We start from the raw sequence: 13,465 nt of genomic DNA, 5'->3' as shown, positions 1-13,465 counted from the left end.
CAAAACACACTACGAGGTGTACCATTTTTACCCGAGTCGCTAATTTTTGCCGTAAAGTGCTAAGCCGCGAAGAGAGCATGGCGAATGATGCTATTGCACAGCCACACATGTCGGTTATTCCGCGTGAGCAGCACAATATTTCCCGCAAAGATATCAGTGAAAATGCCCTCAAGGTGCTCTATCGTCTGAATAAAGCGGGCTACGAGGCCTATCTCGTGGGCGGTGGAGTGCGTGATTTACTGCTGGGCAAAAAGCCAAAAGATTTCGACGTGACGACCAGCGCCACGCCTGAGCAGGTGCGTAAATTATTCCGTAACTGCCGTCTTGTTGGCCGCCGTTTCCGTCTGGCTCACGTGATGTTTGGACCGGAGATCATCGAAGTGGCGACCTTCCGCGGCCACCACGAAGCGGGCGCATCGGATCGCACCACGTCGCAGCGCGGCCAGAACGGTATGCTGCTGCGCGATAATATCTTCGGTTCTATCGAAGAAGATGCCCAGCGTCGTGACTTCACGATCAATAGCCTTTACTACAGCGTGGCGGATTTCACCGTGCGTGATTACGTCGGCGGCATGCAGGATCTGAAAGAAGGCCTGATTCGTCTGATCGGCACGCCGGAAACGCGCTACCGTGAAGATCCCGTGCGTATGCTGCGCGCCGTGCGTTTCGCCGCCAAGCTGAATATGCGCATTAGCCCGGAAACAGCCGAGCCTATTCCCCGTCTGGCGACGCTGATCAACGACGTGCCCCCTGCCCGTCTGTTTGAGGAAGCCCTGAAACTGCTGCAGGCCGGCCACGGCTTTGAAACTTATAATCTGCTGCGCGAATACAACCTGTTCCAGCCGCTGTTCCCGACCATTACCCGCTACTTCACCGAAAGCGGTGACAGCCCGATGGAGCGCATGATTGCGCAGGTGCTGAAAAATACCGATACCCGTATTCGCAACGATATGCGCGTGAATCCGGCGTTTCTGTTTGCGGCGATGTTCTGGTATCCACTGCTGGAAACGGCTCAGCGAATCACTCAGGAGAGCGGTCTCGCCTATTACGATGCCTTCGCACTGGCCGCGAACGACGTGCTGGACGAAGGGTGCCGTACGCTGGCGATCCCGAAACGTATTACCACGCTGGTGCGTGATATCTGGCAGCTTCAGTTGCGTATGTCCCGTCGTCAGGGCAAACGTGCCTGGAAGTTGATGGAGCATCCTAAGTTCCGCGCGGCATTCGATCTGCTGTCACTGCGGGCTGAAATTGAAAGGAATCAGGAGCTGCAGCGTCTGGCGCAATGGTGGGCCGAGTTCCAGGTTTCCGCCCCGCCTGAACAGAAAGATATGCTCACCGGGCTGGATGAAGAGCCGGAACCACGTCGCCGTCATCGTCGTCCGCGCAAACGTGCGCCTCGTCGTGAAGGTGCTTCATGACCCTCGCGTATATCGCCATCGGCAGCAATTTAGCCTCTCCGCTGGAGCAGGTTAACGCTGCCGTACAGGCGCTGGGCGAAATTCCGCAAAGCCGGATCGTGGCCGTCTCTTCGTTTTACCGTACCCCACCGTTGGGCCCGCAGGATCAGCCTGATTATCTCAATGCCGCCGTCGTGCTGGAGACCACTCTGGATGCCGAAACGCTGCTGGATAATACTCAGCGCATCGAACTGCAACAGGGTCGCGTACGCAAAGCCGAACGCTGGGGGCCACGCACTCTCGATCTCGATATTATGTTGTATGGTCATGAGGTCATAAACACCGATCGCCTCACTGTTCCGCACTACGACATGAAAAACCGGGGTTTTATGCTCTGGCCGCTGTTCGAAGTTGCACCCGACCTCACCTTTCCGGATGGTATCTCGCTGAAAGCCATTCTGGACACTCTCAAGGCGGAAAGACCCGCTCGCTGGTAATCCTGCATCTTACCGATTAACCCTGAAATATTTGCCGTTAATCGGTTAGCTAAAATCATTGTTCCCCCGAATGTTACTGTTAAAATGCGCAAAGATTCGCTTTTGGGCTATCAGGAAACAGTATGAAACCAACCACCATCTCCTTACTGCAGAAATGCAAACAGGAAAAAAAACGCTTCGCCACCATCACCGCGTATGACTACAGCTTCGCCAAACTCTTTGCCGAAGAGGGTATCAACGTCATGTTGGTCGGAGATTCGTTAGGGATGACGGTACAAGGACATGATTCCACCCTGCCGGTTACGGTTGAGGATATTGCTTACCATACCCGTGCCGTGCGCCGTGGTGCGCCAGCCTGCCTGCTGCTTTCCGACCTGCCGTTTATGGCATACGCCACGCCAGAGCAAGCCTTTGAAAATGCAGCAGTCGTGATGCGTGCCGGGGCCAACATGGTCAAAATCGAAGGTGGCGCCTGGCTCGTTGATACGGTGAAAATGCTCACCGAGCGCGCCGTGCCGGTGTGCGGTCATTTGGGCCTGACGCCGCAATCCGTGAACATCTTTGGCGGTTATAAAGTGCAGGGCCGTGGCGATGCCGCACAAACGCTGTTCGATGATGCCCTCGCCCTTGAAGCCGCAGGCGCACAACTGCTGGTGCTGGAGTGCGTTCCGGTTGAGCTGGCAAAACGCATCACTGACGCGCTGTCGATTCCGGTGATAGGTATTGGCGCAGGTAACGTGACGGATGGCCAGATCCTGGTGATGCACGACGCTTTTGGCATTACTGGCGGACATATCCCGAAATTTGCCAAAAATTTCCTCACGGAAGCGGGCGACATGCGCGCTGCGGTCAGGCAGTATATTGCCGAGGTTGAGTCCGGCGTTTACCCGGGCGAAGAACACAGTTTCCATTAAGGAGTCTCGTTGTGCTAATCATTGAAACCCTGCCGCTGCTGCGCCAGCACATCCGTCGTGCACGTCAGGAAGGTAAACGCATCGCACTGGTCCCGACCATGGGCAACCTGCATGACGGCCATATGAAGCTGGTCGATGAGGCGAGAGCCCGGGCAGACATCGTGGTGGTCAGTATCTTCGTTAACCCAATGCAGTTTGACCGCGCCGACGACCTGGCACGCTACCCGCGCACCCTGCAGGAAGATTGCGAGAAGATCAAAAAACGCCATGCGGATATTGTTTTCTCCCCAGCTTCCGCCGATGTCTACCCTCAGGGTACCGATGAGGCGACCTACGTTGACGTTCCGGGCATTTCCACCATGCTGGAAGGCGCGAGCCGTCCGGGTCATTTCCGCGGTGTGTCCACCATCGTCAGCAAACTGTTCAATCTGGTGCAGCCAGACGTTGCCTGCTTCGGCGAGAAAGATTTCCAGCAGCTGGCATTGATCCGCAAGATGGTTGCCGATATGGGTTACGATATCGAGATCGTCGGCGTGCCGATTGTGCGTGCCAAAGACGGTCTGGCGCTCAGCTCCCGTAACGGCTATCTGACGGCCGATCAGCGCAAAATCGCGCCGGGCTTAAGCAAGGTCATGAATACCATGGCTGAGCAACTTCTGGCTAAAGAGCTGAGTGCAGAAGAGATTATCGCCCTGGCCGAACAAGCGCTGAACGAAAAAGGTTTCCGCGCTGACGACGTTCAAATTCGCGATGCCGATACGCTGCTGGAGCTTGCAGAGACCAGCAAACGTGCGGTGATCCTGGTGGCGGCATGGCTCGGTCAGGCCCGCCTTATTGACAATAAAGTGGTTGAGCTGGCGTAGTTTTTTCTACCCGGACGATTAAAGGTAAACGTAATGATTCGCAAAATGCTGCAAGGTAAGCTTCACCGTGTGAAAGTCACCCAGGCCGACCTGCACTATGAAGGCTCCTGCGCAATCGACCAGGATTTTCTGGACGCGGCTGGCATCCTTGAAAATGAAGCGATTGATATCTGGAACGTGAACAACGGCAAACGCTTTTCTACCTACGCGATTGCCGCCGAGCGCGGCTCAAAAATTATCTCCGTCAACGGCGCGGCAGCACACTGCGCTGACGTGGGTGACATCGTAATCATCGCCAGCTTCGTCATGATGTCCGACGAAGAAGCGCGCCGCTGGCAGCCGAAAGTGGCCTACTTCGAAGGCGACAACGACATGAAACGCACCGCAAAGGCAATTCCTGTTCAGGTTGCCTGATAAAAAGGCCCGAATTATATCGCCAGATAAATAATTCGGGCCGGCAGATATAATCATCACCAAGAAATATTATTCTTCAAAAAGAAATATTCCGCCAGTCCTTTCCATTTTTTTAAGATTTTATTTAATCTTTTTACAATACCACTATTAACCAACTGGTTTATTTGAAAAAACAGAATAGCTAAAGCCCATTTTAAGTAAATTTAAAATTACTTTTTTTAGTGTGCACTCTATTATCCGTCCGCCAAAAACAATGTTTGGCTTTTTAATCTTTTACATGGATATTGTTATGTCACTGAAAAAAATTAGCATGGCAGCTGCTACCGTAGTTCTGGCACTGGGTTCCTCTTCATCTTTCGCTGCTACCGATCTTGGCCTGATCACATTTGACGGTGCAGTTACCGATACCACCTGTACTATTACCACCAACAATGGTGAAGGTACTAACAACATCACTATCGCATTGCCGGTCGTAAAAAAATCTGATGTTGAAGCCACTACGCTGGACAAAGGTGTTGGTGCGAAAAACTTTGAACTGCTGCTGACAAACTGCCCTGATACTGTGTCTAAAGCTTCCGCAAACTTTATGTCCAAAAACATGGGTTCCGTGGCTAACGGTACCGTGGATCCAGACTCTAACGTTGCAGGTTCAGCAACCAACGTTAGCCTGGCGATGTATAACAACTCCAGCAGCAATACCGATCGTATTATGGTTGGCCAGCCTGCCAATAATACGCAGGTTGCGACTGTCACCAGTGGTTCCGGCAAACTGTATTACCGCGTGGCGTATGTTCCGGGTTCTGCCTGGGTGAAAGACACCAACCCAGTCACTGCGGGTAAAGTCTCTGCTAATGCCTACTTCACTATGAGCTACGAATAATCGTCGATTATTTATTTAATAATGCGCCCGCTTAGCCGTGGGCGCTTGTTTATCTCAATTATCCTGGAGTGGATATGCGACAGCTTAATGCAAAAATGATCAAAGGAATGAAAGCACTCTCTTTTGTGCTGACCAGCATAATGGCATGTCATGCCCACGCTGATATTGTTATCTCCGGAACCCGTATTATTTATCCTGAAAAAGCAAAAGATGTTGTGGTGAATCTGGAAAACAGAGGCTCACACCCTTTACTCGTTCAGTCATGGCTGGATGATGGCCGTGACACGACCGACCCTCAGGAGCTTAAGTTACCGTTCGTCATTACGCCGCCGGTCACTCGCGTAGACGCGCAAAAAGGCCAGTCTATCCGCATTACCTCACTCGGCCAGTCATTACCCAAAGACCGTGAATCACTGTTCTGGTTTAATGTGCTGGAAGTACCACCCAAAGCCAAAAACAATGGCGATCAGAATATGCTGCAACTGGCTTTCCGCACGCGTATCAAACTCTTTTTCCGCCCAACAGGACTCAAAGGTTCACCCGATGAATCTGCAAAGCACCTGATCTGGTCGCAGAAAAAGGTTGCTAACGATGTTGTGCTGGTTGCGAAGAATGATTCTGCATACAACGTATCAATTGCCTCCGCTTCTCTGACCGTTAATGGCAAAAAATATGAAGTGGAGAGTAGTTCTGTGAAACCGTTCTCCAGCGAAACAATGAAAGTGAAAGGGCTGACTGGCATTAGCAACGGCAAAGTTAACTATGCATCCATTAATGACTTTGGTGGCATGCAAGAGCACGAAGCAACACTCAACTAATAATAATCATAGTACATGGCTATGCCGAGCACGTTATCGGCAACTCACGGATCGGGATAATAATGTTTTTTCGACGTTCATTTCTGTGCCTTTCTATTAGTGCGGCAATACCTCTGAATGCCATAGCGGATGATATTCAATCCACTGTCAGTTCTGCAGCGGATGATATCGAGTTTAACGACCAGTTTTTATTTAATACGGGCAATAAAATTGACGTAGGTCGTTTTTCACAAGGCAACCCTATTTTACCAGGGAAATATCAGACAAAAATAACGGTTAATGGTAAAGAAAAAATAACAGCCGAAGTCGAGTTTAAAGATAACGGCACGCCGCGTGCAACGCCGTGCATGACATTAACAATACTGAAGCAGGTCGGTATTAATACTGAATCGCTCGAAAAAAATGATTCGGGTGATGCGGCAGCGTGTATTGATATTGCGAAAGCCTTCCCTGGTGCGACGGCGAATTTTAACACATCAACACAAGAGCTGGATCTGACCGTTCCCCAGCTGTACGTGCTTAAACTTCCTCAGGGTTATGTCGATCCTTCACTCTGGGAAGAAGGTATTCCTGTCGCGATGGCATCTTACGACCTCAACGCCTGGCATAGTGAAGGTACGGGCAGCAACAGTGACAGTGCCTATGCGGGCTTACGTTACGGTGCCAATTTAGGCCCGTGGCGTTTCCGCTCACGCGGGAGTCTGAACTGGAATGAAAAAGACGGCAGTGATTACTCAAACCAGGATATTTATCTGCAGCGAGATATCAGGTAATGACTCCAACTTACTGATAGTGTTTTATGTTCAGATAATGCCCGATGACTTTGTCATGCAGCTCCACCGATTTTGAGAACGACAGTGACTTCCTGCCCAGCCTTGCCAGATGCTGCCTCAGATTCAGGTTATGCCGCTCAATGCGCTGCGTATATCGCTTGCTGATAACGTGCAGTTCTCCCTTCAGGCGTGATTCATACAGCGGCCAGCCATCCGTCATCCATACCACGACCTCAAAGGCCGACAGCAGGCCCAGAAGACGCTCCAGCGTGGCCAACGTGCGTTCACCGAATACGTGCGCCACAACCGTCCTCCGTATCCTGTCATACGCGTAAAACAACCAGCGCTGGCGTGATTTAGCGCCGACGTAACCCCACTGTTCGTCCATTTCCGCGCAAACAATGACGTCACTGCCCGGTTGTATGCGTGAGTTTACCGACTGCGGCCTGAGTTTTTAAGTGTCGTAAAATCGTGTTGAGGCCAACGCCCATAATGCGTGCACTGGCGCGACATCCGACGCCATTCATGGCCATATCAATGATTTTCTGATGCGTACCGGGTTGAGAAGCGGTGTAAGTGAACTGTAGCTGCCATGTTTTACGGCAGTGAGAGCAGAGATAGCGCTGATGTCCGGCAGTACTTTTACCGTTACGCACCACGCCTTCAGTAGCTGAACAGGAGGGACAGCTGATAGAAACAGAAGCCACTGGAGCACCTCAAAAACACCATCATACACTAAATCAGTAAGTTGGCACCATTACCAGATATCACGCCGCTTAAAGCCCAAATGCTGATTGGCGACTCTTATACTCGCGGTGACGCATTCGACTCGATCGGCCTGCGCGGTTTACGTCTTTATAACGATGATCGCATGCTGCCGAACGGGCTATCTAACTATGCGCCTGTCATCCGTGGTGTAGCAAACAGCAACGCCCGTGTCTCTGTGACGCAAAGCGGGAACAAGATTTATGAAACCACCGTGCCACCGGGTGCATTTGAGATTTCCGATCTCAGCACCACAGGCTACGGCAACGACCTGCTGGTGACTATCGAGGAAGCCGATGGCAGCAAGCGATCTTTCTCGGTCCCGTATTCATCCGTGACTCAAATGTTACGTCCGGGCTTCGCACGTTGGGATGTTGGTGCCGGCGAATTGCATGACGATTCATTGCATGACTCACCAAAAGTGGCTTATGCCACCCTCTATTACGGGCTGAACAATACCTTCACCGGGTATACCGGCCTGCAATATATGGACACCGGTTTTTACGCGGGCCTCGCAGGTCTTGCCATGAACACTGAGATCGGTGCATTTGCACTGGATGTTACCCACTCCAGCGCAGATATCGACGGGCTTCGTACGCTGACAGGCCAGAGTTATCGACTCTCCTTCAGTAAGATGCTCTCGGCAACGGATACGTCATTAAACGTGGCAGCCTACCGCTTCTCCACGGAAGACTACCTCAGCTTGCACGATGCGGCCTCACTGGCCGATCGCGTGAAGTATCGCGATCAGCAACTGAAACCCGGCAGTAATAGCGAGGATGTGTATAGCACCTTCCAGCGTATGAAAAACCAAATTCAGGTCAACATCAGCCAGCCGCTACGCACTGGCAAAGTGGATTATGGTTCGATGTACATCAACGGTAGCTGGCAGGATTACTGGGATGGCAGCCGTTCAAGCTCTAACTATACCGTGGGTTATAGCAACGCCTTTACCTATGGCAGTTACAGCGTCTCCTTGCAGCGTACTTATGATGAATTTGGTGAACAGGAAGACAGCGTTTACCTCAACGTCAGCCTGCCGTTCGATGCGCTGTTTGGTACGGGTAAACGCCCTGCCGGTTTCAACAGCGTTAACGTGGGTCTGAACTCTGATTTCAAAGGCAGTACGAGTCTCAATACCACCGCAAACGGCAATACCGAGGACAACCGCTTCAACTACAGCGTGACGAGCAGCAATAGCCGCACGGATGAGAGTACGCTCAATCAGATCAGCGGCTACGGCAGTTATAACAGCCCTTATGGTTCGCTAAGCCTTTCTGCCTCAGCGAGCGATGACAACCAGCAACAATATTCTGCCAGCTACAGCGGCGGCATGTTGTTGCATTCCGGTGGGATCACTCTGGCGCCAGGCAGTATCAGTGATACCGATTCGCTGGCACTGATTAAAGCCAGTGGCGCAAAAGGAGCACGTCTGAGCAACGGCGACGGTGAGATCGGTAATTCAGGTTACGCCATCATGCCTTATCTTTCCGCCTACCGTGAAAACCGTATCGGTCTCGATACCAGCACCATGAGTGCCGACGTTGAAGTGAAAAATACCAGTACGGTTGCCGTACCGCGTAGCGGTGCCGTGGTGCTGGTGAATTTCGAAACCGACGAAGGTCGTTCGGCAGTACTTGAACTCCAGCGTTCTGATAACGGCTTCATCCCTCTCGGCGCCGACGTGCTGAGCGAGAAAGGAGAGATTGTCGGCAGCGTGGGCCAGGCAGGACAAGCCTATGTTCGCGGTATCGAAGACAAAGGCACGCTCAGGGTTGTCTGGGGAAACGGGCAGCAAAGTGCCTGTAATGTGCATTATCAGATTCAACCCAATGCACAGAAAGCGGGTCTGACCACGCTTTTAACTCATCAACTTTGCCGGATGTAATTCATCTATAACAGGGAGTTTTCACTCATGACGTTCACTTTGAATCATTTCGTTCGCTGCATTTATGCAGCAACGCTCTTGTCTGTTACCTGTGGCTATGCCCAGGCTGCGGATAATCTCGACGTAACCTTCACGGCCAATATCCGGGAAACGACCTGTGATATGGCCATCAGTGGCGGAACCGGTAACGGCAAAAACAACACGATTACGCTCGGAACCAGCGGAAAAACCCGTATTGATACGATTGCGGCAGGTACAGCAACAACTGATTTCAAACTGGTGCTGACGGAGTGTCCATCCAGCCTCACTTCACTGAAAACAACTGTAAGCGGCTCAGTGTCAAATCTAATGAAAACGGCCATTGCCAACGGCATTACCGCGACATCTGGCGGAGCCAGTTATGTTGGGGTATCGATTGCACGCAGTTCGGCACCGACCACGCCTTTTGAGATCAACTCGACAGATGACAGCAAACGTATTGTCTGGACCCCGGGTGAAATCACCGCAAAAGAAGTGCCTTTAACCGCCAAACTGGTAGAAACCCAGGCAGATAGTGCAACGACAGGTCAGTTCAGCGCCGTCGCCACTTTTAACTTCTATTACGAATAACCAGACAGAAAACGGAGAACCTATAATGGAATTTAAACCTACGATCTTTGCCCTCTCTGTTCTGGGATTCGTATCCACAGCCGCGTCTGCAACCATTACCGGGACGAGCAGTGTTTCAGCCACCTTTAACACCACCATTGAAGCGGGAACCTGTAGCGCTCAGGTGCAGGATGCCTCTGGCTCGCCAACATCGCAGATTAGTTTTGGTGACGTCTTCAAATCCGACCTGGCCAATAAAACCCGCGAAGAGGCGTTCAAAATCGCCTTCACCGGTTGTGCAGGTGTGAGAACGGCAGCAATCAGAGCAACCACTGGCGCAGGTGGCAGTTGTTCTTCCGCGTCTAGCCTGAACTTTGGCGCAAATAACAATACGGCATTTGAACTGTGGAATGGGGATTCAGCGACGGGTACCCAGTTGAGCTGTAAATCACCGCAAACCGAAACCGTGACTATTTCGTCTGGCACCGCGACCTATAATTTGAGTTCGCGCATTGTGGTCGCTGACGGTAAGACCGTTGCCGATGTCACTACAGGGTCGGTTACTTCGCCTGTCACGTTTCTGGTCACCTATCAATAAGTCATAAAGAACAGGCGGTAGCTTGACGATGCGAAATACACCGTTATTTATAAAAAAATACAGGCTGCTGCTGGCCGTTATTTCAGGTTTGCTGATCCCTGCCTCATCCCATGCGGATGGGGCATGGATGGACGTTAATATCAGAGCCAATATTGTCGCCAATACCTGCAAAATTAACGTGTCTGACGGCGGCCAGGTTCAGTTGCCGGTGGTTCCCCGCAGCTGGTTTTTCAATACCGATGGCAGTAATAAATACAATGCAACCCAGGATGCGGGTGGAACGCGCTTCACTGTGCAAGTGACAGATTGTGATGATATTGCCAGTGGTGCAGCAAGCAAATTGCATTTCAATTTTTCACCGCAATCAGGTTCTCTGGCTCAGGGGAATAAACAGGTATTTGCTAATGATAAAGAGCAAGAGAGTGATGGCGCGAAAAATGTCGGTATTGTCATCTTTTCAGACGCATTCCATCAGAATGTTTTAAGTCAGGATGGCAGTTCTGATGTCATCTTTGACGTTACCTCAAAGCAAAATAGTTTCGCGTACTTAACCGATTACGCCTTTTATGCTCGTTACCAGAATATTGGTCAGGTGACGTCAGGACGCGTCACCAGCAATGTACTGGTGAGTGTGATTTACGAATAATCCCCGGACCAGCGTTAAACCGCAGAGTTCTGGTATTGCCCATCACAGGAAGAGAATATTCAGGTTTATGACCATGACAGGATGTTTAAATAAAAAATCAATAATCACGATGTCGCTTTTCGGCGTGCTGTTTTCTGCCACCTCAGCCTGGGGAGCGACCGAATGCCGTTTTGGAAATGGCTATGGTGGGACAACAACATTAGTAAATGGCCCTACCAGTGGCCCAGCTCGCGCGGCCCCACGCCCAAGCACGGGAGGGACATTTTTAATGCAATTTACTACAGATATTTCGCCAGGTATCCAGATTGGCTGTAGTTTAGGTAACGACGGCACCAGTGAATGGGGGATGACCGATCCTTCCGTCTATGCTGGTTCTCTGTATCAGGACGGAACGTTTCAAACCAATATCCCGGGCATTGTCTACACGGTGAATATCGAAACAGTGGATGGCATTGGCCACGTTTTTGGCACCAATACAACGGCCTATAAAGAGCTCTATGTGAATAACGTCCCCAGCAACTGGGATGGCAAATGGGTTAATGCCAAAATTCAACTGTGGCAAACATCTGCTTACAACGGCAACCCGAATAAAGTTAGCGTCATCAAACCCGTTGCCGGAACATTAGGGCTAATGGGGCTCGGGGATCCAAACGACTCTAATAACCGCCCATGGTATTTTAAAGTTACCGAAGATACTTTTCAGATCCCGCTCGTTCTGCCAACTTGTGATGTTGTCACCTTGGCAGATGGGGGAAATACCGTAGAACTGGGTGACTATTTTGTTTCCGATATTCAAAAGAACCAGACACGCGATGTCCCGTTTGCCGTGCAGGTCAGTAACTGCACCAGCGTGGCGAAATTCACGACGAAACTGTCGACATCAAAGATCACTGGCGGTGCAAAAAAGCTGCTTGCCAATACATTGTCCAGTAACGCTGCGGCAGGGGCTGGAGTGAAAATTATCGACGCGAATAACCAACAGCTTATTCCTAACGATTCGAATTCAGCTTTTGTACAGACAGACGCTAACTTACCTGCGGTAAGGAATTTTAATTTTATCGCCAGACTAGAAGCAGACGGAAATACCATTAAATCCGGTGCGTTCAGTGCTGTGGGCACGTTCACCCTGACGTACGAATAATCACCCCTGCGGCTGATTACTGATCAGCCGCGACATCGTCTCCAGCGAATCGGTTCTTAAGATGTACAGGCGTTTCAGTAAGAACGGATTATCTCCCGGTTTCACCTTTCCCCTTACCGTCGTCACTGCCAGGTGGAACCCTGCATCGTTCGCCGCTTTTATCGCCTTCTCGTCGTAGCCACCAAACGGATATGAGAGGTAAAGCACGTGCGGGTTAAACTGCGCCAGGTCGCGTCGTGAGCGCTTAAAATCAAACAAAATATTGTGGTAGCTGCGGCTCAGTAAAATGGGCTGATGGTTGACGTCAACGCGGTGCAGAAAATGCGTGTGAGACTGATAGTCGAACACGTCATGCATCTGATCCAGCTCCGACACGCTCATAAACTGCAGGAATTTTGGCGCCCATTTCTGCGGCTGGCGCTTAATGCGTGACGAAATGATAAATGCAGTCGCCTTAAATCCATACTCTTTCAGGATCGGGTAAGCATAGCGGTTCACGGACTTCAGCCCGTCATCGAAGGTGATCACCACGGCCTTTGCGGGTAGGTTCATTTTATTTCGTACGTACCCTTCCAGCTGGTACATGGTCAGGGTGGTGTAGCCCTGGTCGCGAAGCCAGGTCATCTGGTTGTTAAAGGCACGCACGCTGGTGGTTGTGGAGGTATGACGAAAACGGGTGTTCTCTTCATCACGCAAAATATGGTGGTAAGTAATAACCGGAATACCGTTGTCTTCCTGTGCATCCAGGCTGCTGACCCATGCCAGACGGTTGCCGATGCGGATCTGGAACCAGGTCTGGTTCAGACGGTCCTTAAGCTTGTTCAGTATAGGGTAGCGAAGATTGGCGCTTAACGTCCCGAACGGCGCGCTACCACTGGAGGGCGCGTTATAGATCGGCGTGTCTTTCCAGGTAATGAGGTTCTGATTGCTCAGCGGTTTATTCAGATCGCCAAGGCTGTCCTCAACGCGCTGTTTCCCCTGAACCGGCTCAAGGTGCCCCTTGTCGATAAAACCCGTGCCAAAACCGAAGCGAAATTCGTAGTAATCCGCCGCCGCAGGTACGACGGCCAGGATTTGCCCCGCGCGCACATTGCCAACATTAATGACGCTGTTCCCCACCTGCGCCCAGATCGCCGCATCTTCGGTGGTTTGCATATATTGAGCAGGCAGGCTTTGCTGACTGAGTAAACTGGCAGAAGAAATGCCAGACACGAACATCAATAACAGGAAAACAATACGCGTGAACATGAGGGTCTTATTCGAAGCGGAAATACTTATGC

General features: G+C 51.1%; 14 protein-coding genes and 1 pseudogene. 13 read left to right on the top strand and 2 right to left on the bottom strand.

What is annotated here, in order from left to right:
* The first annotated feature begins 23 nt into the window (after positions 1–23).
* The 8 genes from pcnB to ACLHV8_RS03735 all read left to right on the top strand — a co-directional run bounded on the left by pcnB (position 24) and on the right by ACLHV8_RS03735 (position 6,559).
* Positions 24–1,421 (top strand): polynucleotide adenylyltransferase PcnB, encoded by a 1,398-nt coding sequence (pcnB, locus tag ACLHV8_RS03770; RefSeq protein WP_028018320.1) that lies wholly within the window; start codon positions 24–26, stop codon positions 1,419–1,421.
* Entirely contained in the window at positions 1,418–1,897 is a 480-nt protein-coding gene (folK, locus tag ACLHV8_RS03765) for a 2-amino-4-hydroxy-6-hydroxymethyldihydropteridine diphosphokinase (protein ID WP_208595038.1), read from the top strand. Before pcnB ends, folK begins: the two co-directional genes overlap by 4 nt.
* A 122-nt stretch (positions 1,898–2,019) precedes the next feature.
* Positions 2,020–2,811 (top strand): 3-methyl-2-oxobutanoate hydroxymethyltransferase, encoded by a 792-nt coding sequence (gene panB, locus ACLHV8_RS03760; RefSeq protein ID WP_049005295.1) that lies wholly within the window; start codon positions 2,020–2,022, stop codon positions 2,809–2,811.
* Between the two features lie 11 nt (positions 2,812–2,822).
* Positions 2,823–3,674: a pantoate--beta-alanine ligase gene (gene panC / locus ACLHV8_RS03755; RefSeq protein WP_208595039.1), complete on the top strand. Its 852-nt coding sequence runs from the start codon at positions 2,823–2,825 to the stop codon at positions 3,672–3,674.
* 33 nt (positions 3,675–3,707) lie between these two features.
* The gene (gene panD, locus ACLHV8_RS03750; protein ID WP_006810068.1) at positions 3,708–4,088 is read left to right on the top strand and encodes an aspartate 1-decarboxylase; all 381 of its coding nucleotides are present in this window, start codon (positions 3,708–3,710) and stop codon (positions 4,086–4,088) included.
* Between the two features lie 289 nt (positions 4,089–4,377).
* On the top strand, positions 4,378–4,968 hold the full coding sequence (locus ACLHV8_RS03745; RefSeq protein ID WP_049005293.1) for a fimbrial protein: 591 nt from the start codon (positions 4,378–4,380) through the stop codon (positions 4,966–4,968).
* A gap of 74 nt (positions 4,969–5,042) precedes the next feature.
* The gene (locus tag ACLHV8_RS03740) at positions 5,043–5,786 is read left to right on the top strand and encodes a fimbrial chaperone (RefSeq protein ID WP_075204718.1); all 744 of its coding nucleotides are present in this window, start codon (positions 5,043–5,045) and stop codon (positions 5,784–5,786) included.
* Between the two features lie 62 nt (positions 5,787–5,848).
* Positions 5,849–6,559, top strand: a complete 711-nt coding sequence (locus ACLHV8_RS03735) for a FimD/PapC N-terminal domain-containing protein (RefSeq protein WP_244250138.1) — start codon at positions 5,849–5,851, stop codon at positions 6,557–6,559.
* A gap of 10 nt (positions 6,560–6,569) precedes the next feature.
* Here the strand turns inward: ACLHV8_RS03735 and ACLHV8_RS03730 are convergent.
* Positions 6,570–7,266 (bottom strand): IS1 family transposase gene (locus ACLHV8_RS03730; protein WP_174491968.1). Its coding sequence is split into 2 segments (ribosomal slippage): positions 6,570–7,014 and positions 7,013–7,266, totalling 699 coding nucleotides; the frame shifts between segments, so codons are not numbered across the junction.
* A 56-nt stretch (positions 7,267–7,322) separates the two neighbouring features.
* Between ACLHV8_RS03730 and ACLHV8_RS03725 the strand changes: the two are divergent.
* From ACLHV8_RS03725 to ACLHV8_RS03705, 5 genes and pseudogenes are all read left to right on the top strand, one after another.
* Positions 7,323–9,212 (top strand): annotated as a pseudogene (locus ACLHV8_RS03725) (outer membrane usher protein); the annotation flags it as partial.
* Positions 9,213–9,239: 27 nt separating this feature from the next.
* Positions 9,240–9,821, top strand: a complete 582-nt coding sequence (locus ACLHV8_RS03720) for a fimbrial protein (RefSeq protein ID WP_053089352.1) — start codon at positions 9,240–9,242, stop codon at positions 9,819–9,821.
* Positions 9,822–9,846: 25 nt separating this feature from the next.
* Positions 9,847–10,398 (top strand): fimbrial protein, encoded by a 552-nt coding sequence (locus tag ACLHV8_RS03715; protein ID WP_049005291.1) that lies wholly within the window; start codon positions 9,847–9,849, stop codon positions 10,396–10,398.
* A 28-nt stretch (positions 10,399–10,426) separates the two neighbouring features.
* Positions 10,427–11,044 (top strand): fimbrial-like protein, encoded by a 618-nt coding sequence (locus tag ACLHV8_RS03710; protein WP_065422653.1) that lies wholly within the window; start codon positions 10,427–10,429, stop codon positions 11,042–11,044.
* 73 nt (positions 11,045–11,117) lie between these two features.
* Positions 11,118–12,185, top strand: a complete 1,068-nt coding sequence (locus tag ACLHV8_RS03705; protein WP_160311040.1) for a fimbrial protein — start codon at positions 11,118–11,120, stop codon at positions 12,183–12,185.
* On the opposite strand, the gene ACLHV8_RS03700 is transcribed toward ACLHV8_RS03705, so the two are convergent.
* Positions 12,186–13,433 carry a polysaccharide deacetylase family protein gene (locus ACLHV8_RS03700; protein WP_049005290.1) on the bottom strand — a complete coding sequence of 416 codons (1,248 nt, stop codon included), beginning with the start codon at positions 13,431–13,433 and terminating at the stop codon, positions 12,186–12,188. It lies immediately after the preceding gene.
* Positions 13,434–13,465: the final 32 nt, after the last annotated feature.

Origin of the sequence: Enterobacter sp. CPE_E863, assembly GCF_046521465.1 — a bacterium.
Lineage (GTDB): Bacteria > Pseudomonadota > Gammaproteobacteria > Enterobacterales > Enterobacteriaceae > Enterobacter > Enterobacter adelaidei.
The sequence above is the reverse complement of the archived record's forward strand: the minus strand, read 5'-3'. Positions and strand labels throughout refer to the sequence as shown.